Source organism: Streptomyces sp. C10-9-1, from assembly GCF_024497955.1.
GTDB lineage: Bacteria > Actinomycetota > Actinomycetes > Streptomycetales > Streptomycetaceae > Streptomyces > Streptomyces sanyensis.
This window is the reverse complement of sequence record NZ_JANHKP010000018.1, coordinates 32470-57653: the sequence shown is the minus strand read 5'-3', so window position 1 is coordinate 57653 and position 25184 is coordinate 32470. Positions and strand designations below refer to the sequence as shown.

General features: G+C 76.1%; 24 protein-coding genes. 19 read left to right on the top strand and 5 right to left on the bottom strand.

The features are described 5' to 3' along the window. The first annotated feature begins 162 nt into the window (after nucleotides 1-162). The 5 genes from NPS70_RS24000 (at nucleotide 163) to NPS70_RS23980 (ending at nucleotide 6994) form a co-directional block, all read left to right on the top strand. Nucleotides 163-1365 (top strand): acetyl-CoA carboxylase biotin carboxylase subunit family protein, encoded by a 1203-nt coding sequence (locus NPS70_RS24000; RefSeq protein WP_256526468.1) that lies wholly within the window; start codon nucleotides 163-165, stop codon nucleotides 1363-1365. Further along, nucleotides 1362-3194 carry an IucA/IucC family protein gene (locus NPS70_RS23995; protein ID WP_374212051.1) on the top strand — a complete coding sequence of 611 codons (1833 nt, stop codon included), beginning with the start codon at nucleotides 1362-1364 and terminating at the stop codon, nucleotides 3192-3194. The genes NPS70_RS24000 and NPS70_RS23995 overlap by 4 nt, the downstream gene beginning before the upstream one ends. Before the next feature lie 8 nt (nucleotides 3195-3202). Further along, nucleotides 3203-4930 carry an IucA/IucC family siderophore biosynthesis protein gene (locus NPS70_RS23990; protein ID WP_256526467.1) on the top strand — a complete coding sequence of 576 codons (1728 nt, stop codon included), beginning with the start codon at nucleotides 3203-3205 and terminating at the stop codon, nucleotides 4928-4930. Nucleotides 4931-4983: 53 nt separating this feature from the next. Beyond that, nucleotides 4984-6180 carry an alanine racemase gene (locus tag NPS70_RS23985; protein ID WP_256526544.1) on the top strand — a complete coding sequence of 399 codons (1197 nt, stop codon included), beginning with the start codon at nucleotides 4984-4986 and terminating at the stop codon, nucleotides 6178-6180. A gap of 97 nt (nucleotides 6181-6277) precedes the next feature. Then, complete coding sequence (locus NPS70_RS23980) at nucleotides 6278-6994, top strand: DUF2470 domain-containing protein (protein WP_256526466.1); 717 nt, start codon at nucleotides 6278-6280, stop codon at nucleotides 6992-6994. Nucleotides 6995-7035: 41 nt separating this feature from the next. On the opposite strand, the gene NPS70_RS23975 is transcribed toward NPS70_RS23980, so the two are convergent. Further along, a complete protein-coding gene (locus NPS70_RS23975) occupies nucleotides 7036-7260 on the bottom strand; it encodes a hypothetical protein (protein ID WP_256526465.1) in 225 nt (74 codons plus the stop codon). Between the two features lie 78 nt (nucleotides 7261-7338). Beyond that, entirely contained in the window at nucleotides 7339-8337 is a 999-nt protein-coding gene (locus NPS70_RS23970; RefSeq protein ID WP_256526464.1) for a TerC family protein, read from the bottom strand. A 171-nt stretch (nucleotides 8338-8508) separates the two neighbouring features. On the opposite strand from NPS70_RS23970, the gene NPS70_RS23965 reads away from it, so the two are divergent. From NPS70_RS23965 to NPS70_RS23925, 9 genes are all read left to right on the top strand, one after another. Next, nucleotides 8509-8961, top strand: coding sequence for an NAD(P)H-dependent oxidoreductase (locus NPS70_RS23965; RefSeq protein ID WP_256526463.1), 453 nt, complete (start codon nucleotides 8509-8511; stop codon nucleotides 8959-8961). 157 nt (nucleotides 8962-9118) lie between these two features. Further along, on the top strand, nucleotides 9119-10486 hold the full coding sequence (locus NPS70_RS23960) for an MFS transporter (protein ID WP_256526462.1): 1368 nt from the start codon (nucleotides 9119-9121) through the stop codon (nucleotides 10484-10486). Nucleotides 10487-10632: 146 nt separating this feature from the next. Continuing rightward, nucleotides 10633-11508, top strand: a complete 876-nt coding sequence (locus tag NPS70_RS23955; protein ID WP_256526461.1) for a metal-dependent hydrolase — start codon at nucleotides 10633-10635, stop codon at nucleotides 11506-11508. A gap of 23 nt (nucleotides 11509-11531) precedes the next feature. Next, nucleotides 11532-12614, top strand: coding sequence for a PDR/VanB family oxidoreductase (locus NPS70_RS23950; protein WP_256526460.1), 1083 nt, complete (start codon nucleotides 11532-11534; stop codon nucleotides 12612-12614). Nucleotides 12615-12695: 81 nt separating this feature from the next. Continuing rightward, a complete protein-coding gene (locus tag NPS70_RS23945; RefSeq protein WP_256526459.1) occupies nucleotides 12696-13559 on the top strand; it encodes a M24 family metallopeptidase in 864 nt (287 codons plus the stop codon). Between the two features lie 83 nt (nucleotides 13560-13642). Beyond that, nucleotides 13643-14158, top strand: coding sequence for a peroxiredoxin (locus NPS70_RS23940; protein WP_256526458.1), 516 nt, complete (start codon nucleotides 13643-13645; stop codon nucleotides 14156-14158). A gap of 9 nt (nucleotides 14159-14167) precedes the next feature. Further along, entirely contained in the window at nucleotides 14168-14827 is a 660-nt protein-coding gene (locus tag NPS70_RS23935; protein WP_256526457.1) for a TetR/AcrR family transcriptional regulator, read from the top strand. Between the two features lie 261 nt (nucleotides 14828-15088). Further along, complete coding sequence (locus NPS70_RS23930) at nucleotides 15089-16528, top strand: Gfo/Idh/MocA family protein (RefSeq protein WP_256526456.1); 1440 nt, start codon at nucleotides 15089-15091, stop codon at nucleotides 16526-16528. A gap of 210 nt (nucleotides 16529-16738) precedes the next feature. Continuing rightward, complete coding sequence (locus NPS70_RS23925) at nucleotides 16739-17170, top strand: DUF5958 family protein (RefSeq protein WP_256526455.1); 432 nt, start codon at nucleotides 16739-16741, stop codon at nucleotides 17168-17170. 93 nt (nucleotides 17171-17263) lie between these two features. Here the strand turns inward: NPS70_RS23925 and NPS70_RS23920 are convergent, their stop codons facing one another. Both NPS70_RS23920 and NPS70_RS23915 read right to left on the bottom strand, forming a co-directional pair. Beyond that, on the bottom strand, nucleotides 17264-18934 hold the full coding sequence (locus NPS70_RS23920; protein WP_256526454.1) for an acyl-CoA dehydrogenase family protein: 1671 nt from the start codon (nucleotides 18932-18934) through the stop codon (nucleotides 17264-17266). Further along, complete coding sequence (locus NPS70_RS23915; protein WP_256526453.1) at nucleotides 18931-19590, bottom strand: TetR/AcrR family transcriptional regulator; 660 nt, start codon at nucleotides 19588-19590, stop codon at nucleotides 18931-18933. The genes NPS70_RS23920 and NPS70_RS23915 overlap by 4 nt, the downstream gene beginning before the upstream one ends. A 184-nt stretch (nucleotides 19591-19774) precedes the next feature. On the opposite strand from NPS70_RS23915, the gene NPS70_RS23910 reads away from it, so the two are divergent. Next, complete coding sequence (locus NPS70_RS23910) at nucleotides 19775-20128, top strand: cupin domain-containing protein (protein WP_256526452.1); 354 nt, start codon at nucleotides 19775-19777, stop codon at nucleotides 20126-20128. Between the two features lie 35 nt (nucleotides 20129-20163). On the opposite strand, the gene pgm is transcribed toward NPS70_RS23910, so the two are convergent. Further along, entirely contained in the window at nucleotides 20164-21807 is a 1644-nt protein-coding gene (pgm, locus tag NPS70_RS23905; protein WP_256526451.1) for a phosphoglucomutase (alpha-D-glucose-1,6-bisphosphate-dependent), read from the bottom strand. 302 nt (nucleotides 21808-22109) lie between these two features. On the opposite strand from pgm, the gene NPS70_RS23900 reads away from it, so the two are divergent. From NPS70_RS23900 to NPS70_RS23885, 4 genes are all read left to right on the top strand, one after another. Beyond that, entirely contained in the window at nucleotides 22110-22667 is a 558-nt protein-coding gene (locus NPS70_RS23900) for a tellurite resistance TerB family protein (protein ID WP_256526450.1), read from the top strand. Nucleotides 22668-22771: 104 nt separating this feature from the next. Beyond that, nucleotides 22772-23002, top strand: a complete 231-nt coding sequence (locus tag NPS70_RS23895) for a DUF6296 family protein (RefSeq protein ID WP_256526449.1) — start codon at nucleotides 22772-22774, stop codon at nucleotides 23000-23002. A gap of 476 nt (nucleotides 23003-23478) precedes the next feature. Beyond that, complete coding sequence (locus NPS70_RS23890; protein ID WP_256526448.1) at nucleotides 23479-24735, top strand: MFS transporter; 1257 nt, start codon at nucleotides 23479-23481, stop codon at nucleotides 24733-24735. Nucleotides 24736-24840: 105 nt separating this feature from the next. Next, nucleotides 24841-25137 (top strand): DUF1876 domain-containing protein, encoded by a 297-nt coding sequence (locus tag NPS70_RS23885; protein ID WP_256526447.1) that lies wholly within the window; start codon nucleotides 24841-24843, stop codon nucleotides 25135-25137. The last annotated feature ends 47 nt before the right edge of the window (nucleotides 25138-25184 follow it).

Here is a 25184-nt window from a genome sequence, read left to right as displayed (position 1 = left end):
GGCCTCCTCGGCCCAACGCGGCGCGGCGCGCCGCCAGTTGGCGCCATTAGGCTTGCCTAACCTAAGCTCGGTCCGTTCTCCGGTCCGGGCCGTCCCCGCCTCGGTCCCGACTCCCCGCTCCGCGCTCCCCGCCGCGCTCGACCGCCGGAAGTGGTCCGCCCCATGCAGCTCTACCTGCTCGCCCTGAACCCGACCGACTCGGTCCTCGACGGGTTCCTCCCCGCCGCCGGCCGCCTGGGCCTGTCCGTCACCCTGCTCACCGACCGGCCCGGCCCCTGGGGCGAAACCGGCCCCCTGGGCGACCACGTCCGGGTCGAGGGCTGCGACGTCCGCGACCACCGCGCCGTGATCAGCCGCATCGCGGGCGGGCGCCGGGCGGACGGCGTCTTCACCAACAGCGACCACCTCCAGATGCAGGGGGCTCTCGCGGCCGCCTACTTCGGCCTCCCCGCGAAGGACTGGCGGGCCGCGCTGCGCACCAAGGACAAGGCCGAGATGCGCCGCCGCCTCGACGCCGCCGGGGTGGAGCCGGTGCGGTCCGCGGAAGTGCTCCCCGGCCAGGACCCGGCGGCCCGTGCCGAGGCCGCCGCCGTGCCCTACCCGTGCGTCCTCAAGCCCCGGGAAGGCGTGGCCAGCGAGGACGTCGTGCTCGCCGGGGACGCGGCCGAGCTGCGGCGGCTCTGCGATCGGATACGGGTGCGCCGCCCTGCCGACGCCCTGCTGGTCGAGGAGTACCTTCCCGGTGGACTGCACACCCTGGAGACCCTCGGCGACGGGCGGCTGCTGCACCTGCTCGGCGGCTTCCGCACCCGGCTGTCGCCGCCGCCGCACTTCATCGAGGAGCGGATGACCTACGTCCCGCACCACCCCGCGCCGGTACGCGAGCAGGTGCTCGCGCGCCTGGCGGCCCTCGGCGTCGGGTTCGGCGCCTGCCACACCGAGTTCGTGCTCCACGAGGAACGGGTCCGCCTCGTGGAGGTCAACTACCGTGCCGCCGGCGACCAGTGCGACCTGCTCCTCGCCGACCTCCTCGGCATCCCCCTCTTCGACCGCATCCTCTCCGTCCACCTCGGCCGCGCACTGCCCGCCGCCCCGGAGCTCCCCGCGGACCGGGCCGCCCGGATCGACTACCCCTGCGCGGACCGCTCCGGGACCCTCGTCGCCGCCCCGGAGCCGATGGACCGCCGGGAGAACGGACTGCACCAGACCTACCGCCCGCTGCGGCGCCCCGGGGAGCACCACCCGCTGCACCGCACCAACCGCGACTACCTCGGAGTCCTGCGCACCATCGGCCCCGGGGCCGCCGAGGTCGACCGGGCGGCGGACGCCTTCCTCGCCGGGGCCCGCTGGGAGATCGCCCCGTGACCGGCGCACCCGCCCGCGGGACCGGCCCGGCGCTCCCCGGCCCCGACACGGCCCCCGCACGCACCGACCCGGCAGCCCGGACGCAGCTGCTGCGGGTGCTCGGCGCCCTGCTGAGGGAGGACGTCGGCGGGCTGCGTACCCGCAGCACGCTGGTCGTCCTGTCCGACGGCCCCTGGCTGCGGCTGCCCACCGGAGAGGGCCGGGCCCTGCTCCTGCCCGTGCGCGAGGACGGCTTCCAGAGCCGCTGGACCGCGCGGCTGCCATTGCTGCGCCAGGAGCCCGGCGGCCGGGACCTGGCCTCCACCGGCGCGGTCCTCGACGCGCTCGCACGCCTCGCCGCCCCCGGGGACGCCCCCGGGTACCGCGCCTTCGCCGAGGAGTGCGACCAGGACCTGCTGGCCCGGCGCCTGCACTCCGCGACGGACGCGGCCGTCCTGGCCCGCCTCGCCGAGGTCCACGGGCCCGACCCCGCGTACTGGCACGGCCACCGGGGCAGCCTCGCCCACGACACCCTGGCCGCCCGCACCGACCACCCCGTCCACCCCGTCGCACGCGGCAGACGGGGCATGGGGGCGGACGAACTCCGCTCCTGGGCACCGGAGTTCCATCCCGGGTTCGCGCTGCGCTGGCTCGCCCTGCCCGCCGAGCACGTCGTCCACGCCCCCGGCGCCGCCGGGCGGCCGGGGGAGGGCTGGCCGACCCCGGCGGAGGCGGGCCTGCCCGACCGGCTCCACGACAGCCACGTACTCCTGCCCGTCCACCCGATGACCTGGTCCGGCCCCCTGCACGATGCCCTCGCCGCCACGGGACTGGCCGACCGGGCCGTGCCCGTCGAACGCCCCCTGCTGGACGTGGTGCCGACCCTGTCGACGCGGACCGTCGCGCTGGCCTCCCGGCCCGCGGAACACCTCAAACTGCCGCTGGCCACCTCCACCCTGGGGCTGCTCAACCGGCGCACCATCACCCCGGCCTCGCTGCGCGACGGCGCGGCCGGACAGCGGCTGCTCGCCCGGGTCCTCGCCCGCACACCCCGCTTCGCGGGACGGATCCTGCTCGCCGACGAGACCCGCTGGGCCCACGCCGGGCACGAACTGCTCGCCGTGCTGCGCCGCGTCCAGCCCGCCGGCCTGGAGCAGGCCGTCGTCCTGCCGCTCGCCGCTCTGCCGGCCCCCGCCCCCGACGGGCGCCCGGTGGCCGCGGCCCTCGCCGACCGCTTCCACGGCGGCGACGTCACCGCCCTGGTGGACGCCCTGCTCACCCTCCTCTTCGACTGGCAGACCACCCTGTTCGCCCACGGCATCGCCCTGGAGTCGCACCAGCAGAACGTCTCGCTGGTCCTCGGCGGCGCCGAAGGGCCGCGGCTGCTGCTCAAGGACAACGACGGCCCGCGGGTCAACACCCGCCGGCTGACCGCGGCGCTCGGCGGCGGCGAGTGGAACGCCGACCGGCTGGGCTTCGCCGACCGGCGGGTGTGCGTCACCGGTGACGGGCCCGTCACCGACCTGTTCACGGCCATCACCGTCCACCTGTGCGCCGGAGCCCTCGCCTTCGGCCTCGGCGCCCGCGGCGCCGCCCGCCCGGACGCCCTGCTGGCCCTGGTACGCGACAGGCTCCGCGAGTCACTGGACCGGACGGCCGCCGCGTACCCGGCCGCCGACGGCCTCCCGGCCGCGGCCGAGGTGCTGCGCGCCCGCCTCCTCCACGCCCCGGAGCTGCCGGTCAAGGCGATGGTCACGGCGGGCACCCTGCTGACCAAGGCCCGCTCGGGGGCCACCGACATCAACAAGCACTACACCACCGGCCCCAACTACCTGCTCCGGAAGGCATGACCACCCCGATGCCCAGCACCACCACGTCCCGCCGGCGGTCCGGCGCGCCCCCGCGCCTGCCCACCGCGGACGAGGCCGTCGCCCACACCCTGCTCAACTGCCTGCTGCGCGAGGCCGTGGCGCCCGGGGACCGGGTCCTCGCCGACGGCCGCCTGCTGATGCGGCTCACCCACCGCGACATCCGGCTGGGCGTGGCGCTGCGCCGCACCTCGCTGATCGGCGCCCACCGCTTCACCGGACCCGTCAGCGCGCTGGAGCCCCCGTCGGGCGGCGGGTGGCGGGACGTCGGCTGGCGGCGGCTGGCCGAGCTGGTGCACGCCGAGCTCTGCTCCCGCACGGGCACGGCCAACGAGGAGTTCCTCGACCAGGTGGCAGCCAGTCACCGGGCCGTCGCCGGCACCCTCGCCCGCCGCTCGCCCGCGGAGGCCCCCGCCGTCCCCGGCGGCGACCCGCTCGGCGCCTACCTCGCCTCCGAGCAGTCCCTGCTGCTCGGCCACCGCTTCCACCCCACCCCCAAGGCGCACGGCGCGGACCCCGCCGCCTGGGCCGCCTACGCGCCCGAGGAGGGCGCCCGCTTCCCGCTGCGGCTGCTCGCCGTCCGCGCGGACCTCACCGCCGAGGACACCGCCGCCCCCGGCGGCCTCGGCCCGCTCGACCGGCTCGGCGGGGCACCCCCCGGATACCGGCTGCTTCCGGCGCACCCCTGGCAGGCCGGCATGCTCGGCTCCCACCCGGTCCTTGCCGCCGCCCTGGAGCGGGGCGACGTCCTCGACCTCGGCGCCACCGCCCACCCGGTCGCCCCGACCGCCTCGGTGCGCACGGTCTACGACGGCAGCGCGTTCCTGAAGTTCAGCCTGGACGTGCGCATCACCAACTGCGTCCGCAAGAACGCCCACTACGAGCTCGCCGGGGCCGTCGCCCTCACCCGCCTGCTCGCCCCCGCCTTCGCGGACCTGGAGCGCAGCCACCCCGGCTGCGCGGTGCTGCGCGAGCCCGCCTACCGCTCGCTCGCCCTGCCGGGGCGGGACGGCCGCCCCGACCGCCGCCTGCTGGAGGGCTTCGGCGTCATCGTCCGCGACGGCCTCGCCCCCGTCACCCCGCCGGGGGCCGTGCCCCTGCTCGCCGCGGACGTGGCGGGGGAGTACCCCACGGGCCCCGGACACGTCTCCCGCCTGCTGGCGGGCGCCGACCGGCGCCGGACCGCCGAATGGTGGGCCCGCTACACGGAGCTGCTGATCCCGCCGGTGCTCACCGCCTACGTGCGCCACGGGATCGTGCTCGAACCGCACCTTCAGAACGTCGTCGTCTGCGTCGGGCGGGACGGCATGCCCCTGCGGGTCCTCTTCCGGGACCTGGAGGGCGTCAAGCTGCTCCCCGGGCACCACCGCGAGGCACTGGCCGCGCTGCCGGGCGACGTGGCCGGACCGCTGACCTACGACGCGGCGCGCGGCTGGGACCGGGTGGTCTACTGCCTGCTGGTCAACCACGCCGCCGAGGTCCTCGCCGCCCTCGCCGACCTGGACCCCGGGCTGGAGCCCGCGCTGTGGGGGCAGGTGCGCCGCGTCGTGGCCCGCGCCTCCCGCGCCCTGGGCGACCCGCCGCCGACGGCGGCGCTGCTCGCCGGTGCGCCGCTGCCGGCCAAGGCGAACCTGCTGACCCGCTGGCGGCGCGAGGCCGACCGCGACGCCGCCTACGTGCGGCTTCCCTCCCCCCTGACCCCCGGAGGCGCCCTGTGACCCCCGAGCCCGGCGGCGTGCCCGCCACCGAGGACGAGCCGTCGGCGGCCGAGCTGCTGACCCCTTCCGTGCGCGCCGCCGCCGGGGCGCTGCGCCCGGGGGAACTGCCGTGCTACGTCTACGACCTGACGGCCCTGCGCACCCACGCGGCCTCGGTCCGCCGCGCGCTGCCGCCGGCGGTGGAGCTGTACTACGCGGCGAAGGCCAACCCGGAGCCCGCGATCCTGGCCGCTCTGGAACCCTTCACCGACGGCTACGAGGTGTCCTCGGGCGGCGAACTGGAGCACGTCCGCGCGGCCGCCCCCGGCCACCCGCTCGCCTTCTCCGGCCCCGGAAAGACCCCCGCGGAACTCTCCGCCGCCCTGGGGGCGGGGGTGGAGCGCATCCACGCCGAGAGCCTCCACGAGGTGCGGATGCTCGCGGCGCTCGCCGCCCGCACCGCCTCGGCGGGACGGCCGCCGGTGCGGGTGCTGCTGCGTGTCGACGTGCCGGTCGACCACGGGGTGCTGAGCGGCAGCGCCCTGACCATGGGCGGCCGCCCCTCGCCCTTCGGCATGTCCCTGGAGGAGGCGTCCGAGGCCCTGCGCCTGCTGGCCGGGGACTGCCCGGGCCTCGTCCCGGCCGGGATCCACGCCCACCTGGCCAGCGGCCTGGACGCACCCACCCTGCTGCGGGTCGCACGGGCCGTGGCGCGGGCAGCGGCGGACCTGGCCGCCCGCCACCGGCTGGCCGCGCCGGAGGCCGTCGTGGGCGGCGGCATGGCCGTGGACTACGGCCGGCCGGGCGGGCGCTTCGACTGGGAGGGCTACGGAGCGGGCCTCGCGCGCCTCGCGCGCACCCACCCGGGGCTGCGGCTGCGTATCGAGCCCGGCCGCTCCCTGACGGCCTACTGCGGCTGGTACGTCACGGAGGTGCTGGACGTCAAACGCAGCCACGGCGAGGACGTGGCCGTGGTGCGCGGGGGCACCCACCACCTGCGCACTCCCGCGGCCAAGGGCCACGACCAGCCCGCGGCCGTGGTCGCCGTGGAGGAGTGGGGGCACCCCTGGCCCCGGCCCGCGGCCGCGGGCGGGCACGTCACGGTGGCCGGTCAGCTGTGCACGCCGAAGGACGTGCTGGCCAGGGCGGTGGCGGCGCCGGGGCTGAGGGCGGGGGACCGGGTGGTCTTCGCGATGGCGGGCGCCTACGCCTGGAACATCTCCCACCGCGACTTCCTGATGCACCCTCCGCCCGGCTTCCGGTTCGTCTGACGGCGCGGCGACGGGGGCCGGAGCCCGGGGGAGCGGGCGGTGGCGGGGAGTCGTATCCGGGGTGCTAAGTTAGGCAAGCCTAACCTAAGGAGTTGGAATGGCCCTCGCCCCTGCCCGCGTCGCCGAACCCTCACGTGCCGAGCGGATCCGCTCCGTCGTCGCGGCCGCCGGCTCACTCGGCCTGGCCACCGCCGGGACCTCCTACGACCTGGTGGCCATGCACGCCGTCGAGCGCGGGCGGCTGCTGCTGCGCGTACCCGGCGACACCCCGCTCGCGGCCGAGGCGGCGTGCTCCCCGCGCGGGGCGCTCGCGGCCCTGGCGGAGTTCACCGACATCGCACCCGTGCGCGCCCGCGACCGGGTGCGGGCACGGGTCGCGCTGTTCGGCCAGCTCTCCCCGGCCGTGGTGCAGGACGATCCGGGGGTGCTGGTGCTCAGGCTGGACCTCGCGCGGGCGAGCCTCCAGCGGGACGGGCGCGTGGAGCCCGTCGGTCCGAGCGAGGTGCAGTCGGCCGCGCCCGACGGGCTCGCCCTCCAGGAGGCCGCCCTGCTCGGCCATCTCGACCGGGACCACCAGGACGTCGTCCGCGACCTCGGCCGCCTGGCGGCGCCGGGGGTGCGCGAGGGGAGGGCCGCGGTGCGCCCCTACGCGCTGGACCGCTTCGGCTTCACCCTGCGCTTCGAGTACGCCCGCGGCCACGAGGACGTCCGCCTCCCCTTCCCGGAGCCCGTGTGCTCGGCCGCGGAGGTCGGCGCCCGGGTGGAGGCCCTGCTCGCCCGCGGCCGGCGCTGCCGGCGGGCCGGGCGCGCCTGAACCCGGCCGGTCGCGGGTCCGGCCGCCCCCGCAGGGCGCGGCTACCAGTCGGTGGCGGCGTGCCAGGTGCTTCCGCGCACCGAGGTGATGTCGGTGTGCTCCGGGACGTACGCGGCGCACTCGGGGTTGTGGCACGGCCCCGCGACCCATACGGGGACGGTCACGCCCATGGACTTGCGCCGTTCGATCACGTCGCTCACGGGCCGGTGGCAGGCGGGGCAGTGGTGCCCGCTCCGGCTCTCGGTGGCTCGCTCGTTCTTGGACATATCGCAACTTTACTCTCTTTTGGTGACGAGGTGGGGTGGCCTTTGCCCGGGTGCGCGCCCCCCGCCCCGGGCGCTGCCTCAACCGGGAGGGTCGCCGTCGCGGGACGCGGGCCGCCGGGCATCGCCCTCCGCCGGAGCGGAGGGCTTCGGCGGGTGCAGGATGCTGACGGCCACGGACACCGCCAGAACCACCACGATGACGGCGAGGCTGACCGGCGAGGGGATCTCGGGGACGGCGGTGCTCACCGTCTCGTGCGCCGCCTGGAGGACCAGCTTGACCCCGATGAAGCCCAGGATCACGGCGAGCCCCTTGTTCAGGTACTCGAAGCGGTCGAGCAGCCCGGAGAGCAGGAAGTACAGGGCGCGCAGGCCGAGGATCGCGAAGGCGTTGCTGGTGTAGACGATGAAGGCGTCGCTGCTCACCGCGAGCACCGCGGGCACGCTGTCGACGGCGAACACCAGGTCCGCCGCCTCGATCGCGGCCACGACGGCCAGCAGGGGAGTGGCCACCCGGCGGCCCTGCTCCCGCACGAAGAAGTGCGCTCCCTCGTAGTCGTCGCGCACCGGGACCACCCTGCGCAGCGCCCGGACCGCCAGGCTCCGGCCGGGGTCGAAGCCCTCGTCCTCGCCCCGCAGGATCTTGAAGGTGCTGTAGAAGAGGACGGCCGCGAAGAGGAACAGGACGGCGGTGAAGCGGCTGACCACGGCCACGCCGGCGGTGAGGAAGATCCCCCGGAAGACGAGGGCGCCGAGGACGCCGAGGAACAGGACGCGGTGCTGGTAGGCGCGCGGCACCCGGAAGTAGCCGAAGATGAGGGCGAAGACGAAGAGGTTGTCGACCGACAGGCTCTTCTCCAGCAGCCACGCCGTCGTGTACTCGACCCCCGCGCCCGTGCCCACCACCAGGAAGACCAGCGCGCCGAAGGCCAGGGCCAGGCCGACCCAGACCGCGCTCCAGGCGGCGGCCTCCCGGAAGCCGATGACATGCGCCTGCCGGTGCGCCAGCAGGTCGACGGCGAGCGACACGAGCACGGTGGCGGCGAACACGATCCACAGCCACAGCGGCACATCATGCATGGACCCGACCTCGCAGGGCGGTGGACGGAGGCTGTCCTACGAGTCTGGCCCATGGGGGCGGTGCTGTCCTGCCTGGGCGCGGCGGCGGCGCCCCGGCCCGCGAGGGCCGCACCCGGCGCGGGCGGGCGGGCCGGTTTGCGTGCGCGGCCCGCCAGGCGGCAGGGTGCGTCGGTGGCCACTTTGCTGATCGTCCATCACACCCCCTCGCCCAACTGCCAGGCGCTGCTGGAGGCCGTCGTCTCCGGCGCGGGCGCCGACGGGATCGAGGGTGTCGACGTCGTCCGCCGCCCCGCGCTCGCCGCCACGGCCGGCGACGTGCTCGCCGCCGACGCCTACCTGCTCGGCACCCCCGCCAACCTGGGCTACATGTCGGGGGCGCTCAAGCACTTCTTCGACCAGGTCTACTATCCCTGCCTCGACGCCACCCGCGGCCGCCCCTTCGGCGTGTACGTCCACGGCGGCAACGACGTGACCGGCGCCCTGAGGGCGATCGACGCGGTGACCACCGGCCTGGGCTGGCGCCGGGCGGCCGAGGCGGTCGCGGTGACCGGGGAGCCGGACAGGGCCGACCTGGAGCGCTGCTGGGAACTGGGGGCCGTGCTCGCGGCCGGTCTCGTCGGCTGAGCCGCCCCGCGCCGCGCCGCGGGGCGGGGCGGCGGACGGTGGCCGGGCCCGCACCCCGGCCCCGGCGGTGTCGGCCATACTGTGCCGCGCGTGGCGCCCCGGGCGCCCGCGGCGGCGACGGTGCCGCCGGACCCCACCCAGGCCCGGAAGGACCTCCATGGCGACTGCGCCCGGCATGCCGGACCAGGGCTCGATAGCGGCACGGCTCGAACGGCTCCCCCACTCCCGGTGGCACGTCAAGGTGCGGGTCCTGATCGGAGCCGTCACCTTCTTCGAGGGCTTCGACATGCTGCTCGCCGCGTCCGCGCTGCCCGTGCTGACGGTGGAGTGGGGGCTGGGCGCGGGCCAGGCCACCGTGCTGCTGGCCGCGGCGTCCGTCGGCATGCTGGTCGGCGCGCTGGCGGCGGGGTGGCTGGGCGACCGTATCGGGCGGGTCCGCACGGTCGCCCTGGGCGTGGCCGTCACCGGGCTGGCGGGCTTGGGCGTCGCGGCCTCGGGCGGCGTCGAGGAGTTCGCGCTCTTCCGCTTCGTCCAGGGACTGGGCATCGGCGGTGTGGTCCCCGTCGCGGCGACGTACATCAACGAGATCGCCCGGGCCGACCGGCGGGGGCGCTTCGTGCTCCTCTACGAGATGGTCTTCCCCGCGGGGCTCGCCGTCGCGGCCCTGGTCGCCGTCTGGGTGGTGCCCCATGCTGGCTGGCGTGCCATGTTCGTCCTCGGGGCCCTGCCCGCGGTGCTCGCCGCCCTGCTGCCCCGCCACGTGGAGGAGTCGCCCAGGTGGCTGCTGGCGCGGGGCAGGGGAGCGGAGGCCGAGGCGGTCCTCGCGCGGATCGAGGACCGGGTCGCCGCGTCCTCGGGCGGGGCGCTGCCGCCGCCGGTCGCACGCGCCAGCGCGCAGCCCGTCGGCCCCGGCGGGCTGCGCGCTCTCTTCCACGGCATCTACCTGCGGCGCACCGCCGTGCTTTCCGGCCTGTGGTTCACGGCCTTCTACGTCAACCAGGGGATCTCCGTCTGGCTCCCGTCCCTCTACGCCGGGCACTTCGGCCTGGACCTGGGCACGGCACTCGCCTACACCCTCCTCGCACACGCCACCGGTCTGCTCGGCACCCTCGCGGCCGCCCTGCTGGTCGACCGCGTCGGGCGCAGGCCCGCGCTGGCGACCGCGCTCGGCGGGGCCGCGGTCAGCCTGGGGGTCCTCGCCGCTTCGGGCGCGGACTCGGGCGCCGAGGTCGCCGTCTTCGCCTCCTGCGCCACCTTCTTCCTGTACGCGATCAACGCGGGCCTCTACCTGTACGCCCCCGAGCTCTACCCCACGGCCCACCGCGCCACGGGCGCCGCCTTCGGCGGGCTGTGGAACCGCCTCGGGGTGATCGCCGGTCCGGTGGCGGTGGGGGCGATCCTCGGCGCGGGCGGGGGACTGCCCCTGGTGTTCGCGCAGCTCGGTGCGGTGGCCGCGGCGGGTGCGGCCCTGGCCTGGTGCGCCGAGGAGACCCGCGGCAGGACGCTGGAGGAGCTCAGCCCCTGACCGGACCGCCCCGGCGCGCCCGCTCCGGCCGTGCGCGGGGCCGCCGCCTGCGCACGTCCACGCTATTGACAGAAGGTCAACAAGCCACCTTACTGTTGAGTAACTCTCAATAGGGCGTCCGGCCCACTCCCGGCGGAGGAGCACCCATGAGCCACGACACGCACGACGACCTGGTCCTGCACCCGCGCGACGTCCGTTTCGACTGGGGCCGGCTGCCCATGCACTGGGTCCCCGGACGGCCGACCGCCACCCATGTGATCAACGTGCTCCACCTGCTGCTGCCCGAGGGGGAGCGCTGGTTCGTGCGGACGTTCCAGGAGGCGCTCCCGCTCGTCCGGGACGAGGAGCTGAAGGAGGCGGTCCTGGGATTCACGGGCCAGGAGGCGATGCACGCCGAGGCGCACCAGGGCGTGCTCGACCACCTGCTCGCCGCCGGGCTCGACCCCGCGCCCTACATCCGGCAGGTGGAGTTCGTCTTCCGGCGCGTCCTGGGAGAGCGCCCGCAGCCGACCGCCGCCCGGGCCCGGGAGCACGTCGTCGAGCGGGTGGCCGTCATCGCCGCCGTCGAGCACTTCACCGCCTTCCTGGGCGACTGGGTGCTCAACGCCGAGGCCCTGGACCGGGCCGGTGCCGACCCGACCATGCTCGACCTGCTCCGCTGGCACGGCGCGGAGGAGGTCGAGCACCGCAGCGTCGCCTTCGACCTGCTCCGGCACCTCGACCCCGGCTACGCGCGCCGACTGCGCACCTTCCTGATCGGCGGTCCCGTGCTGGTGCACCTGTGGATCCGCGGCGTCCGCTTCCTCATGGCCGCCGACCCCGCCCTGCCGCCGGGGGCCGGGCCCACCTGGCGCGCCTACCGGGAGGCCGCACGCGAGGGGCTGCTCCCCGGCCTGGGCCGGATGGCCCGCTTCGCCGTGCGCTACCTTCGGCCCGGCTACCACCCCTCCCAGGACGGATCCACCGCCCAGGCCGTCGCGTACCTCGCCGCGTCCCCCGCGGCCCGCGCCGCCGACCACTGACCCGAGCACCGAGGAACGCACCGATGAGCCGCCCGCCCGTCCCCGCCGACATCCCACCGGACCTCTACGGCCGGGACCGCCCCGACCGCCTGATGCGGTTCCTGGACCGCGCCGCCCGCGCCCTCGTGCCCGTCCTCGCCCGGTCCGCGGGTGCCGTCCCGCCCCCGCGCCCCGCCCCCGCGCCCCGCAGGTTCCTCGTCAGCGCCCGGGAGGAGGCCGCCGACGACGTCGTGGCGCTGACGCTGACGGCCGCCGACGGCTCCCCGCTGCGCCGCTGGCAGCCGGGGGCCCACGTCGACCTGTGCCTTCCCTCGGGCCGGGTGCGCCAGTACTCGCTGTGCGGCGACCCCGCGGACACCGGCGCCTACCGGATCGCCGTGCGACGCGTCCGCGGCGGCGGAGGCGGATCCACCGAGGTCCACGAGGACCTCGCCCCCGGCACCCCGGTCGGTGTCCGAGGCCCCCGCAACGCCTTCCCCTTCGTCGCCGAGGGGCCGGTCCTCCTCGTCGCCGGAGGCATCGGCATCACGCCCCTGCTGCCGATGGCCCGCGAGGCCGCACGCCGCGGCCTGGACTGGCACCTGGTCCACACCGGCCGCACCCGCTCCTCCATGCCGTTCAGCAACCGGCTCGCCGACCGCTTCCCGGATCGCGTCGAGATCCTGCCCGACGACGAGGGAGGGGTACGCGGCGCCGTCCGCCTGCTGCGCGGCGCCGCCCCCGGAGGCGCGGTCTACTGCTGCGGCCCCGCCCCGATGCTCGACGCGCTGCGCGAGGCCTTCGAGTCGTGCCCCGCCGCGGCCCTGCACACCGAGCGCTTCACCGCGCCCCCGATCAGGGACGGGCGGCCGTTCACCCTGCGGCTGCGCCGCAGCGGCACCACCCTCGCCGTCCCGGCGGACCGCTCCGCCCTGGACGTGCTGCGGGCCCACGACCCGGCCACCCCGTACTCCTGCCGCCAGGGCTTCTGCGGCGTGTGCACCGTCCGGGTGACCGACGGGACGATCGACCACCGCGACCGGCGGCCCGGGGAGCGGACCCCGGGCGCCATGCGCGTCTGCGTCTCCCGGGCGCCGGAAGGCGCCTGCCTGGAACTCGACCTCTGAGCCCCCTCCCGCCCTCCCGCCCGCTCCCGCGGCGGCGGCCCCCGGCCGCGCCCGGGGGAGCCCGACCCCCACGAGGCAGCCATGACGAACCGAGCCCTGCGCCGCAGGACCGCCCACCCTCCCGCCTTCCCCTACGACGCCCAGGACCTCGACCGCTTCCGCGAACTCCAGCAACTGGCCTACCGCTGCGCCCAGCGCGTCGGCGCCTGGCTCGGCCCCGGGGTGACCGAGCGCCAGGCGGCCGCGCGGCTGCGGCGCGAACTGGCCGCCGAAGGAGTCCGGGACTTCTTCCACATCCCCTTCGCCTGGTTCGGTGACCGCACCGCCTTCCGCGACTTCCGCACCCCGCTGCAGTTCTTCGCGGGCAACCGCCGACTGGCCGAGGGCATGCCCTACATCCTCGACTGCGCGCCGGTCGTCGACGGCTACACCGCCGACATCGGCTACGCGGGCCGGATCGGGGAGAACGAGGTCTGGGACCGGATCGCCGCCGACCTGCGCGAGTACCGGGAGCTCATCCTCGCCGAGGTGCGGGACCGCAGGCCGCTGGCCGACATCTACGCCTCCGTCGACGCGCTCACCGCCCGTCACGGATACGACAACCGCCACAAGGTCTACCCCGGACGGGTCATCGGCCACCAGGTCACCCGGACCACCGCCCGCGGCCCCGCGGGGGTGACCCTCTTCGGCTTCGGCGTCCGCACCCTCCAGACGCTCGGCAGGGAGTTCGTCGGCGAACGCCTGCGGGGCCGCTCCCCGCTCTGGGCCGACGGCCGCGCCTCGCGCCATGCCCCCACCCCCGGCCTGTGGGCCGTCGAGCCCCACATCGGACTGGGCGACGTGGGCCTGAAGTTCGAGGAGTTGCTCGTGGTCACCGAGGACGACGCATACTGGCTCGACGACGACCTCCCGCACGTGCGCCGCTGGCGGCAGGAGTCCGAGTGACCGCCGGGCGCGCCCCAGCCGCCGCCCGGCCCCCGGCGGCGGCCCCCCGGCCTCGCCGCCGCTCCCGACCCGAGGAGGAACCCATGCCGAAGCCCCCCGAACCGGGCACCCCCGCACCCGACTTCGCCGCCCCCGGCACGGTGCGCACCGACTCCGGTCCGCTGCGCGGCACCTACCGGCCCGGCGAGAGGCGGGGCAGCCCGCTGGTCCTGGTCTTCTACCCGGGAGACAACACCCCGGTGTGCACCCGGCAGCTGTGCTCCTACACCTCCGAACTGGAGCGGTTCACCGACCTGGGTGCCACCGTGTGGGGCATCAGTCCCCAGGGGCTGGACAGCCATGAGCAGTTCGCCGCGCAGCACGACCTGCGCTTCCCCCTCCTGGCCGACACCGACCGGGCGGTGGCGCGCGCCTACGGCGTGGCCGTGCCCGGGCTCGGGCTGCGGCGCTCGGTCTTCGTCCTGGACGCCGGGGGCGTCGTGCGGTGGCGCCATGTCGCCGTCACCGGGCTGACCTTCCGCAGTGTGGACACCCTCACCGAGCAGATCCGCTCGGCGGTCGCCGAGCGCCCGCGCGGGGTCGCGGGAGGCGATCAATAGAATCCCCGTATGACCCGCCCCAAGCGCCTGCGCCTGTCGCCCGAGGAGCGCAGGGCGCAGATCCTCGACTCGGCGCTCGCCCTGCTGGAGCGGCGCGACATCGAGGAGGTCTCGGCCGAGACCGTGGCGGCGGAGGCCGGCGTGACCCCGGGGCTCCTCTTCCACTACTTCGGCTCGCAGGCCAACCTCAGGCTGGCCGTGCTGCGCGCACTGACGGAGCGCATCGTCGCCAGCGTGCGGCCCGACCCCTCGCTGTCCTACGCAGGTCAACTCCGCGAGGGGCTGGCGGCCTTCGTCGACCAGACGGCCCGCCACCCCCGTGCCTTCCTCGCGGTCGTCCGTCTCTCCACCGGAGGCGGGGCGGAGGTGCGCTCCCTGCGGACCGACGTGCGCAGGGTCCTCGCCGACTGGATCCTCGCCCGCCTGGTCGCCGCGGGCGCGCCCGAGACGCCCTTCCTCGCCATCGGCGTCCCCGCCTGGCTCTCGTTCGTCGAGGAGGCGCTGGTCCAGTGGCTCGGCGGCAGCGGGCTGAGCCAGCAGGAACTGGTCGACCTCCTGGAGGAGAGCGGCTACCGGCTGCTCGGCCTGACGGTGGACGACCCGGAGCTGCGGAGCGGTGTGCTGGACCGCATCCGCCGCGCACCGGGAGGGGCGGCCGGCCCGGCCTGACCGCCCCTGCCGCCGCTGCCCGTGCGGAGGGCCCCGTGGCGGCTCCCCGCGCCGTCCCCCGCCCCCGGAGGAGCCGGGCACGTCCCCTCCGCGCGGCTGCGCCGCGCCGTCCGTCCCCTCGTCCTGCGCGGCGGTCGGCCACCCGTCGTTGAGCGTTTCTGTTTGCAGCGCGGCCTCAGCGAGCATCTATTGACATGTAGGCGTCATCGCCGCCAGAGTCTTCCCCGCCCCTGCCGCACCACGGACCGAGGAGCGATGCACATGCCTGGAATCCCCGCAGTCCCGCGCCGGTTACTCCTGGGCGGCGCCCTCGCCGCCACGGGCGCCCTCGCCTCCGGAGAGGGCACGGCCGCGGCCGCCCGCCGCGAGCCGGGGACCCCGGCGCCCGCCCCCGCACCGCGCCGCCGGAAGGGCCAGAGGCCGATGATCGGCGTCCCCTACGAGCGGCACCCCGTCGTCCGGGTCGGCGTCATCGGACTCGGAAACCGCGGCGCCGGCATGAGCGAGGGGTGGGCCGCCGTCCCCGGCTGCACGGTGACCGCCGTCTGCGACGTCCGGGCCGACCGCGCCCGCCGCACCGCGGACCGGCTGGTCGCCCGCGGCCGCCCCCGCCCCGCCGAGTACGGCGGCTCCGAGGACGCCTACCGGCGGATGCTCGGCCGGGACGACATCGACCTCGTCTACATCGCCACCCCCTGGGAGTTCCACCACGGGCAGGGCAGGGACTCGCTCCTCGCCGGGAAGCACGTGATCGTGGAACTGCCCATCGCCACGGACCTGGACGAGCTGTGGGACCTCGTGGACACCAGCGAGCGCACCCGCCGCCATCTGGTGCTGGCCGAGAACTGCAGCTACGGCCGCAACGAACTCGCGATGCTGAGGATGGCGCACGCAGGCCTGTTCGGGGACCTCACTAACGGCCACGGCGGCTATCTCCACGACCTGAGGGCGCTGCTCTTCTCCGACACCTACTACACCGACGCCTGGCGCCGGCTGTGGCACACCCGCAGCACCGCCTCGCTCTACGCGATGCACGGGCTGGCCCCGATCGCCGCCGCCATGGACATCAACCGCGGCGACCGGATGACCGTGCTGCGGGCCACCGCCACCGCCCCCCGGGGGCTGGCGGACTACCGGGAGCGCTTCGTCGCGCGCTCGCACCCCTCCTGGCGGGAGACCTACGTCAACGGTGACCTCGTCACCTGCCTGATCGACACCGCCCGGGGCCGGGTCATCCGGGCCGAGCACGACGTCAGCTCGCCCCGCCCCTACAGCCGCATCAACACCCTGGCCGGCAGCCGAGGCATCTTCGAGGACTACTCCGGCACCTCGGCCACCGGCGGCCGGGTCTACCTCGAACCCGACCACAGCGGCCACGCCTGGCGGGACTTCGGCGCCTACCGCAAGGAGTTCGACCACTGGCTCTGGGTGAAGGCCGGCGACGACGCCGCCGGCAACGGGGGCCACGGCGGCATGGACTACGTCATGCAGTGGCGGACCGTGCAGCAGATGCGCGCCGGGCTCGTCCCCGACATCGACGTCTACGACTCCGCCGCCTGGTGCTCGCCCGTGCCCCTGAGCGCGGCGTCCCTGGCCCGCCAGGGCCGTCCCGTGGCCGTCCCCGACTTCACGAGGGGGGCCTGGGTGAACCTGCGGACGGGCCTGGACTCGCGGACGACCGAGATGCCCCCGGTGCTCTGACCCGCCGTTCCACCACCCCGCGAAGGAGGGAGCGGCGGAGAGCGGCGCGACGGCCACCGCACTCTCGGCGGCGCCCGGGGAGCCGCGGAGACGGAATCCCTCGCGGGACTGCCGGACGGCGGGAGCGGACTGCTCCCGGTTCCCGCCCGCGCCGTCTCCGGTGCGGATAACGGCCTGCGCACGGAAGCGGCGTCGTGGAACGATCAGGCGATGACCGAACCGAGCAGTGACGACGGGCGCGTCCTCCGGCGCGAGACCGAGCGGGTCGTCAACGAGATCGCCCAGGGGCTCCGGGCGCTGGACGCCGGTGCGGAGTGGTTCTCCGGCCTCGCCCCGACGCTCCGGCAGCAGGTGCTGGACGACGTCGCCGGCTATGCGATGCAGGCGCACGTCACCGCTGCGGACGGCCGTGAGGGGGTGGCACGGTCCGGTGTGAAGCCCACGGCGAACCCTGCGGTGATGATCTGCATGGACCCGCCCCGCTACGGGTTCTCAGACCTCCCCTCCGCCGAGCACCCCAAGGCGTTCCGCGTCCTCGTCTCCGTGTTCGCGGTCGCCGACACCCGTCGCCGCGAGAGGTACTGCAAAGGCGACTGCGGACACGCGTGGCACAACCTGCCGCCGGCAAGCGGACAGCCGTAGCATCGGCCGCTCCGGCCCCGGCCCCCTGGTCCCCGGCGGCCCTGCCGCCCGGCAGGCCCGCCCCGCGGGACGGGCCTGCCGGGCGGTGCGCGGTCACCGCGGCACGCGCTCCCAGATCCCCGCCAGGTCGGCCCCGCGCGGCAGGGTCCCGAAGGCCGCCCCGCCCTCGCCGCCGAGCCGCGTCGCGCAGAACGCGTCCGCCACGGCCCCGGGCGCGTGCCGGACCAGCAGCGAGCCCTGGAGGACCAGCGCCATCCTCTCCACCAGCCGCCGCGCCCCGAGGGCCGCGTCCCCGGGGTCGGACGGCGTCCCCAGCTCGCCCAGCAGCGCCCGCCACGCGGTGTCCAGCCGCGTGTCCGCGCCGGCCGCCGCGTCGACCTCCGCGCGGAAGGCGTCCAGACAGCCGGGCTCCCGCGTCAGCGCCCGCAGCACGTCCAGCGCGTTGACGTTCCCCGAGCCCTCCCAGATCCCGTTCAGCGGCGCGTCCCGGTACAGCCGCGGCATACCGGAGGCCTCGTCGTAGCCGTTGCCGCCGAGGCACTCCAGTGCCTCGGCGACCGCGGCCGGCTGCCGCTTGCACACCCAGTACTTGGCCACGGCCGTCGCCAGGCGGAGGAAGGCGCGCTCACCGGCGTCCCCGCGCTGCGCCCGGTCCGCCGCCCCGGCCAGCCGCAGGGCCAGCGCGGTCGCGGCCTCGGACTCGACGCCCAGGTCGGCGATCACGTTGCGCATCAGCGGCTGGTCGGCCAGGAGGGCGCCGGACACCCGCCGGTGGCGCACATGGTGGGCCGCCTCCGCCAGCGCCGCCCGGGTGCCGGAGGCGGAGCCGAGGACGCAGTCGAGGCGCGTCATGGTGACCATCTCGATGATGGTCCGCACCCCCCGGCCCTCCTCGCCGACCAGCCAGCCCACGGTGTCGTCGAACTCGGGCTCGCTGCTGGCGTTCGAGCGGTTGCCCAGCTTGTCCTTGAGCCGCTGGATGCGGAAGGTGTTGCGGGTGCCGTCCGGCAGCACCCGCGGCACCAGGAAGCACGACAGCCCGCCGGGGGCCTGGGCGAGCACCAGGAAGAGGTCGTTCATGGGAGCGCTGGTGAACCACTTGTGCCCGCGCAGCCGCCAGGTGCCGTCGCCCCCCGGGACGGCCGCCGTGGTGTTCGAACGGACGTCCGTGCCGCCCTGCTTCTCCGTCATGCCCATCCCGGCCAGCAGCCCCCGCTTGCCCGCCGGCGCACGCAGCCCGGGATCGTAGACGCGGCTCGTCAGCAGGGGCTCGTAGACGGCGGCGAACTCCGGGGCGGAGCGCAGCGCCGGGACCGCGGCGTAGGTCATGGACACCGGGCAGCCGTGCCCCGCCTCGGCCGAGCTCCACACCATGAAGCCCGCCGCGCGCGCCACATGGGCGCCGGGACGCGGGTCGGCCCAGGGCGCGCCGCCCAGCCCCTCGCCGACGGCCACCTCCATCAGGGAGTGGTACGCCGGGTGGAAGTCGACCTCGTCCACGCGGTTGCCGTAGCGGTCGTGGGTGCGCAGCACCGGCCCGTGGGCGTTGGCCTCCTGCGCCCAGCGCTGCACCTGCTCGGACCCGGTGAGGCGGCCGATGCGGTGGAGGTCCCCGGCGTACCAGGCGGCCCCCTCGCGGGCCAGCCCCTCCAGCAGGACCGGGTCGTCCGCGGCGTCGTGGCCCACCCGCGGCGGCGGCTGGTTGGTCACTTCGTGGGTCCGCCCGGCGGGGGCGCTGCGCGGCGTTGCGGCGATGGCGGTCATCGGAGTCCTTCGTCGTCGGAGGGGCAGGCCGGGCGGGCGGCCGGTGCCGGGGGCGGCGCGCCCGCACAGCGCAGGGACATGGCGAGCAGTTCGGCCACCAGGGCCCCGGCGGCGTCCTCGCCGGGGCCGGCCAGCGGGTCGACGAGGACCTCGCCGATCGCGCCGGTGAGCGCGGCCGCGGTGACGTCGGCGTCCTGGGAGGGCAGCAGTCCCTCGGCGACGCCCTCGCGGACCACCCGGGCGAACGCGGCCCGGTAGCGGCGCCGGTACTCCAGGCGCTCCCGGCCGACGGCCGCGTCCGCGGGCGCGGCGAGCAGGGCATGGGCGAGTCCCCGGTTCTCCAGGGCCCGGCGGGCGAAGACCTCCACCCCGTGCGCCAGGCGCTCCAGCGGGTCGCCCGTACCGTGGGCCAGCACCTCGGACAGCACGCGGACCTCCCGGCCGGACGCCCTGCGGAAGACCTCGACGGCGAGTGCGGACTTCGAGGGGAAGTGCTGGTACACGGAGCCGACGGACATCCCGGCCGCGGCCGCCACGACCGTCACCGAGGCGCCCGACCAGCCCGCCTCGGCGACCACGGCGGTGGCGCTGTCCACCAACTGCTCCCGGGCCGCGTCCAGCCGGCCCTGGACCGAGGGGGTCTTGCGATAGGCCATACGAAGAAGTGAACCACCGTTCAGACCTTCGCGCCAGGGTCCGCGCCGCCCGTCCCGCCCGGTGACGCACCGCCCCGTCGGCCCGCACCACCGCTCCCGGGGCGACGAACCGTCGTCCCGGGGGCCGCGCGGCGCGACACCCGGACCGATGCGGCGCCCCGCCCGCGGGCCTAGCCTTCCGTCCATGACCGACGCCACCGCCTTCGCCGTGCACATCCCCGACGCCGACCTCGAGCCGGATCCGCTCGACCCCGCGCAGATCGTCTCCGGCACTCCGGAGGTCTCCGGGCGCGTGCTGTGGGAGTCGCCGGACGGGCGCCAGATCCGGGGGATCTGGCAGATCACCCCGGGAGTGGTCACCGACACCGAGGCGGACGAGCTGTTCGTGGTCGTCAGCGGCCGCGCCACCGTCGAGGTGGCGGGCGGCCCGGTGCTGGAGGTCGGCCCGGGAGACGCGTGCGTGCTGCGCGAGGGCGACCGCACCACCTGGACCGTCCACGAGACGCTGCGCAAGGCGTACCACATCAGCCTGCCCTGAGGCGCGGGGCGGCCGGTGCCGCCCCGCGCGCACCCCTACCGCCCGCCGAGGGCCGCGGAGACCACCCCCCTCGCCTCCTCCTGCACCCTGGCCAGGTGCTCCGGTCCGAGGAAGGACTCGGCGTACACCTTGTACACGTCCTCGGTGCCGGAGGGGCGGGCCGCGAACCAGGCGTCGGCCGTGGTCACCTTGACCCCGCCCAGCGGCGCCCCGTTCCCGGGCGCCTCGGTGAGCACCGCGGTGACCGGCTGGCCGGCCAGCGTGTCGGCCGGGACCTGACGCGGCGACAGCCGGGCGAGCACGGACTTCTCCTGCGGGGTGGCGGGGGCGTCCACGCGCGCGTAGGCCGGCTCGCCGAAGCGGGCCGTCAGCCCCGCGTAGTGCTCGCTCGGCGACAGGCCCGTGACGGCCAGGATCTCGGAGGCGAGGAGCGCGAGCAGGATGCCGTCCTTGTCGGTGGTCCACACCGAGCCGTCGCGGCGCAGGAAGGAGGCGCCCGCCGACTCCTCCCCGCCGAAGGCGATGTCGCCGCGGGACAGCCCGTCGACGAACCACTTGAAGCCGACCGGTACCTCGACCAGCCGCCGCCCGGCGTCGGCGGCCACCCGGTCGATCATCGAGGAGGACACCAGCGTCTTGCCCACGCCCGCGTCCGCGGGCCAGCCGCCGCGGTGGCGGAAGAGGTGGCCGATCGCGACCGCGAGGTAGTGGTTGGGGTTCATCAGGCCGCCGTCCGGGGTCACGATGCCGTGTCGGTCCGCGTCGGCGTCGTTGCCCGTGGTCAGGGCGAAGCGGTCGCGCTCCTCGATCAGCGAGGCCATCGCGTACGGGGAGGAGCAGTCCATCCTGATCCGCCCGTCCCAGTCCAGGGTCATGAAGCGCCAGGTCGGATCGGTCAGCGGATTGACGACCGTGAGGTCCAGCCGGTGCTCCTCGGCGATCCGCCCCCAGTACGCCACCGACGCCCCGCCCATCGGGTCCGCCCCGATCCGCAGGCCCGCCGCCCGCACCGCGTCCAGGTCGAGCACCGAGGGGAGGTCGCCCACGTAGGCGCCCAGGAAGTCGTGGCGGGCGGTCGAGTCGGCGGCCAGGGCCCGCGCGTAGCCCAGGCGCCGCACCTCCTTCAGGCCCCCGGCGATGATCTCGTTGGCGCGGTGCTGGATCCAGCCCGTCGCCTCCGAGCCCGCGGGCCCGCCGCTCGGCGGGTTGTACTTGAAGCCGCCGTCCGAGGGCGGGTTGTGGGACGGCGTCACCACCACGCCGTCGGCGAGGCCGGTGCCGCGGCCCCGGTTGTGGGCCAGGATGGCGTGCGAGACGGCCGGGGTGGGGGTGTAGCCGTCGGCCGCGTCGAGCAGCAGCAGCACGCCGTTGGCCGCGAACACCTCCGTCGCGGTCGCCCGGGCTGGCTCGCTCAGGGCGTGGGTGTCCGCGCCCAGGAACAGGGGGCCGTCGGTGCCCTGGCGCGCCCGGTACTCGCAGATCGCCTGGCTGGTGGCCGCGATGTGGTCCTCGTTGAAGGAGCGGCGCAGGGAGGAGCCGCGGTGCCCCGAGGTGCCGAAGGACACCTGCTGGTCCGGTTCGCCCGGCTCGGGGTGCAGGGCGTAGTAGGCGGTGACCAGCCGGGCCACGTCCACGAGGTCGTCGGGCCGGGCCGGGAGCCCCGCGCGCTCGTTCGCCATCGTCCACTCCTTGGTGTCGTGCCGCCGATGAACGCGGAACCCGCCGGGGTGTCGCTATCGGCGGGGACCGCGCCGTGCCGGACCTGATCCTTCCCCCGCGGGCCCGCCCCCGCCCCCGCTTCGGGCGCACCGGCCGTGCGGGCCTCGTCACACTCCGCCGCCGGGGCGGCCGCCGGATGCGCTCACCCGTTCGAGGGATGTCCCGTGCGCGGGGAACTCGCCGGGAGGTGCGGCGCGTTGGCAGGGCGCCGGGCGAGCACGCGCGGCACACGACGGGCACAGGCGAAGTCGAGGTGGCACACGTGGCGATGTGGGACAAGCTCAAGGAGCAGGCCAAGGGGCTCCAGCAGCAGGCGCAGGGCGCGCGGGGCGGCGGTCCGGCGCGGCCCGGGGGGTCGGGCGGCGGCTCCGGCGGCGGCTCCAGGGCCCAGCTCGTCGGGGCGCTGAAGTCGCAGCTCACCTCGCTCAAGGCGGAGCTGAAGAGCGGCGCCTTCCGGGACGCGAGCATGGCCGTGTGCGCCCTGGTGGCCGCCGCCGACGGGCATGTGGACCCTGCTGAGCGGCAGCACGTCGAGTCGCTGATCGTCTCCAACGACGTCCTGCAGAACTTCCCCGCGGGCCAGCTGCGCGAGCGCTTCAACCGGCACGTGGACCAGCTCGCGGCGAACTTCGCGCACGGCAAGGCGCAGGCGCTCCAGGAGATCGCCAAGGCGGCCAAGAAGCCGGTGGAGGCGCGCGCGGTGGTCCAGACGGGCCTGGTGGTGGCCGGGGCCGACGGCTATGTCGCCCCGGCGGAGGAGCAGGTGCTGCGCGAGGCGTGCGCCGCGCTGGGCCTGTCCCCGACGGAGTTCGGCCTCTGAGGCGGACACCCTCCGGTGCCCGGTCGCCTCGCTCCGTGGTCCCCGGCGCGCAGGACGGGCGCCGCGGCGCCCCGGGGGCGACGATGGAAGGGGTGATGGCTGCCATGGAGTTTCCCGAACACTACGAACTCGTCTTCCAGGCCCCCGCAGTCGCCGACGACGTGGTCGTCGTGCACCGCACCGACCGCACGGGAGCCGGAGGCTGCCCGGTCTACCAGGACGCCACCGGGATCGTCCGTGCCGAGATCAGCGAGCGGGGAGAGGTCCGCATGCTGGCCAGCGGGGCCCACCAGGTGCATCCCCTCCCGGTGGTGGCCCGCGTCCTGACGGGCTGAGCGGCGGCCTCTGCCGCGATCCGGCCGAGCCTCCGCGGGCGGGGCGGCCGGGCGCTTTCCGGTGCCCGTGCCCGGGCCCGCCGCGCTCGGTGGCGCGATTCCGGGGCGGGGACGTGCGCCGGGGCGTCCCGGTCCCGGCCGCCGCCGCGGGGTGCGCGCCGTCCGTGCTCGGACGCCCGGCGGCCCGCGGAGCCCGGCGTCCCCGGCGGTCCGGGCCCGGAGCGTTGTCCCGGTCGGCCGGACGACCCGCCAGGGGCCCGGTGGGGCGCTCGCCGGTGCCCCGAGCGGCCCGGCCCCGGGCGTGCTCCGCCCGGCTGCCCGGCCCCGGACTCCGCCCGCCACGTCCCGCCCCGCGCCAGGCCCGGGCAGGGCGGCGCACCTGACGAAGCCCGCCCGCCGGCGTTGCGCGGGGCCCGCTGCGCTATACTGAGCCCCTCGCCTTCGGCCCGCACACGCGGTGTCCGGAGGCTTTTTTCATGCCTTCTGACGCCCTTTCACCCCACCCTGCCCAGCCACCCCGCACGGGATACCGCGCTCTGCTGCGCCACCGCGAGTTCGCCGGCCTCTACACCGGTTTCACCCTGGCGGTCGCCGCGAGCACCCTCGCGGGCTTCGCCCTCGCCACCCTCGTCGACCGCCAGACCGGCTCGCCCCTGCTGACCGCCCTCAGCATGTACGGCGCCACCTTCGCCACCGTGCTCGGAGCCCTGACGCTGATGTCGGTCGCGGACGGGCACCGGCCCCGGCGGACGCTCACCGCCCTCCAGTGCGTCTCGCTCGCGGTCACGGCCGCGCAGGCCCTCCCCGGGCTCCCTCTCGCCGTGCGCTTCGCCCTGCTCCTGGTGCTGGGGTTCTTCCAGTCCCTGATGACGGGCGCGCGCATGGGGCTCCTCGCCGAGGTGGTGCCGACCGCCTCCTACGCGACGGCGCGCTCGCTGATGAACATCACCGCGGGCGCCACGGCCGCCCTCGGGTACGCCGCCGGGGCCGCGCTGCTGGGCCACCTGCACCCGTCGGGCGTGTTCACCGTGGCCGCCGTCCTCACCGCGACCGCCCTGGCGGTCACCGCGGCCACCGTGCGGGAGCACTCGGTCCGTCCCACCAGCCGCCCGGGACTGGGCCGGACCCGGACGGCCAACCGGGCCCTGTTCTCCCGTTCCGGCCCGCGCGTGCTCCTGCTGAACCTCTGGGTCCCGGGCGGCCTGATCGTCGGCTGCGAGGCCCTGTTCCTCTCCTACGCACCGGACCTGGCGGGGGCGCTGCTGGCGGCCGTGTCGGCCGGCATGCTCCTCGGGGACCTGGTCGTCGGGCGGCTGCTGACCGCCGGGCAGCGGCGCCGCGCCGCCTTCCCGCTGCGCCTGCTGCTGGCCGCCCCGTTCCTGCTCTTCGCCGCCGATCCGCCCCCCGGGGCGGCGATCGCCGCGGTGTTCGTCGCCGGTGCGGGCTTCGCCGCCACCCTTCCGCTCCAGGAGCGGCTCCTCGCCCTGACGCCCCCGGCGATCCGGGGCCAGGTCCAGGGCGTGGACTCGGCCGGCCGGATGACCTGCCAGGGGCTCGGTGCGGCGCTCGCCGGGGCCGCCGCCCAGTTCGCGGACCCCGGAACGGTCATGACCGCCCTGGCCGCCCTCTCGCTCACCGTCACCCTGGCCTCCCGGCCCCTCGTCTCCCGAGCCGGCGGCCTGCCCCACGACCTCGGCACCCCCGACCGCCGGGAGGACCGTGCCGCTCCGTGACCCGCGGCCTCCCTCCGCACGTCGCCCCGCCCCGGGCCGCCTCGCAGCGGGCCCGGCCCGGGCGGATCCTGTAAGCACAAGCCCCGAGCGGCCGGGAGAGCGGCGATGACCAGGACACTGCAGTGGAACGTCGACGTGGCACTCGTCGAGGACGAGGGCACCACGAAGGCACGGGCCCGTCTGCGCACGGACACGGGAACGATCACCGGCTACGGCACGGCCCATCTCAGCCCGCAGGACGTGGACGTGCCGAAGATCGGCGAGGAACTCGCCGCGGCCCGTGCGATGCACAGCGTGGTGCGCCAGTTGATGCGGGCGGCGGACCGGGACCTCCAGGCCGTGGGCGCCGGTCCCTCGGGCCCGCCGGAGCCCGGCTACGGATGGCCCTACAGCGCGCCCTGAACCCGCCCGGAGCGGGCCCGCTCCGCCCGGCGGCCCGGGTCCGCCCC

Bases quoted from the DNA above. Each gene is read 5' to 3' on its own strand.
- NPS70_RS24000 (WP_256526468.1), top strand. From the start codon at position 163: ATGCAGCTCTACCTGCTCGCCCTGAACCCGACCGACTCGGTCCTCGAC.
- NPS70_RS23990 (WP_256526467.1), top strand. From the start codon at position 3,203: ATGCCCAGCACCACCACGTCCCGCCGGCGGTCCGGCGCGCCCCCGCGC.
- NPS70_RS23980 (WP_256526466.1), top strand. From the start codon at position 6,278: ATGGCCCTCGCCCCTGCCCGCGTCGCCGAACCCTCACGTGCCGAGCGG.
- NPS70_RS23975 (WP_256526465.1), bottom strand. From the start codon at position 7,260: ATGTCCAAGAACGAGCGAGCCACCGAGAGCCGGAGCGGGCACCACTGC.
- NPS70_RS23970 (WP_256526464.1), bottom strand. From the start codon at position 8,337: ATGCATGATGTGCCGCTGTGGCTGTGGATCGTGTTCGCCGCCACCGTG.
- NPS70_RS23960 (WP_256526462.1), top strand. From the start codon at position 9,119: ATGGCGACTGCGCCCGGCATGCCGGACCAGGGCTCGATAGCGGCACGG.
- NPS70_RS23955 (WP_256526461.1), top strand. From the start codon at position 10,633: ATGAGCCACGACACGCACGACGACCTGGTCCTGCACCCGCGCGACGTC.
- NPS70_RS23950 (WP_256526460.1), top strand. From the start codon at position 11,532: ATGAGCCGCCCGCCCGTCCCCGCCGACATCCCACCGGACCTCTACGGC.
- NPS70_RS23945 (WP_256526459.1), top strand. From the start codon at position 12,696: ATGACGAACCGAGCCCTGCGCCGCAGGACCGCCCACCCTCCCGCCTTC.
- NPS70_RS23940 (WP_256526458.1), top strand. From the start codon at position 13,643: ATGCCGAAGCCCCCCGAACCGGGCACCCCCGCACCCGACTTCGCCGCC.
- NPS70_RS23935 (WP_256526457.1), top strand. From the start codon at position 14,168: ATGACCCGCCCCAAGCGCCTGCGCCTGTCGCCCGAGGAGCGCAGGGCG.
- NPS70_RS23930 (WP_256526456.1), top strand. From the start codon at position 15,089: ATGCCTGGAATCCCCGCAGTCCCGCGCCGGTTACTCCTGGGCGGCGCC.
- NPS70_RS23925 (WP_256526455.1), top strand. From the start codon at position 16,739: ATGACCGAACCGAGCAGTGACGACGGGCGCGTCCTCCGGCGCGAGACC.
- NPS70_RS23920 (WP_256526454.1), bottom strand. From the start codon at position 18,934: ATGACCGCCATCGCCGCAACGCCGCGCAGCGCCCCCGCCGGGCGGACC.
- NPS70_RS23915 (WP_256526453.1), bottom strand. From the start codon at position 19,590: ATGGCCTATCGCAAGACCCCCTCGGTCCAGGGCCGGCTGGACGCGGCC.
- NPS70_RS23910 (WP_256526452.1), top strand. From the start codon at position 19,775: ATGACCGACGCCACCGCCTTCGCCGTGCACATCCCCGACGCCGACCTC.
- pgm (WP_256526451.1), bottom strand. From the start codon at position 21,807: ATGGCGAACGAGCGCGCGGGGCTCCCGGCCCGGCCCGACGACCTCGTG.
- NPS70_RS23895 (WP_256526449.1), top strand. From the start codon at position 22,772: ATGGAGTTTCCCGAACACTACGAACTCGTCTTCCAGGCCCCCGCAGTC.
- NPS70_RS23890 (WP_256526448.1), top strand. From the start codon at position 23,479: ATGCCTTCTGACGCCCTTTCACCCCACCCTGCCCAGCCACCCCGCACG.
- NPS70_RS23885 (WP_256526447.1), top strand. From the start codon at position 24,841: ATGACCAGGACACTGCAGTGGAACGTCGACGTGGCACTCGTCGAGGAC.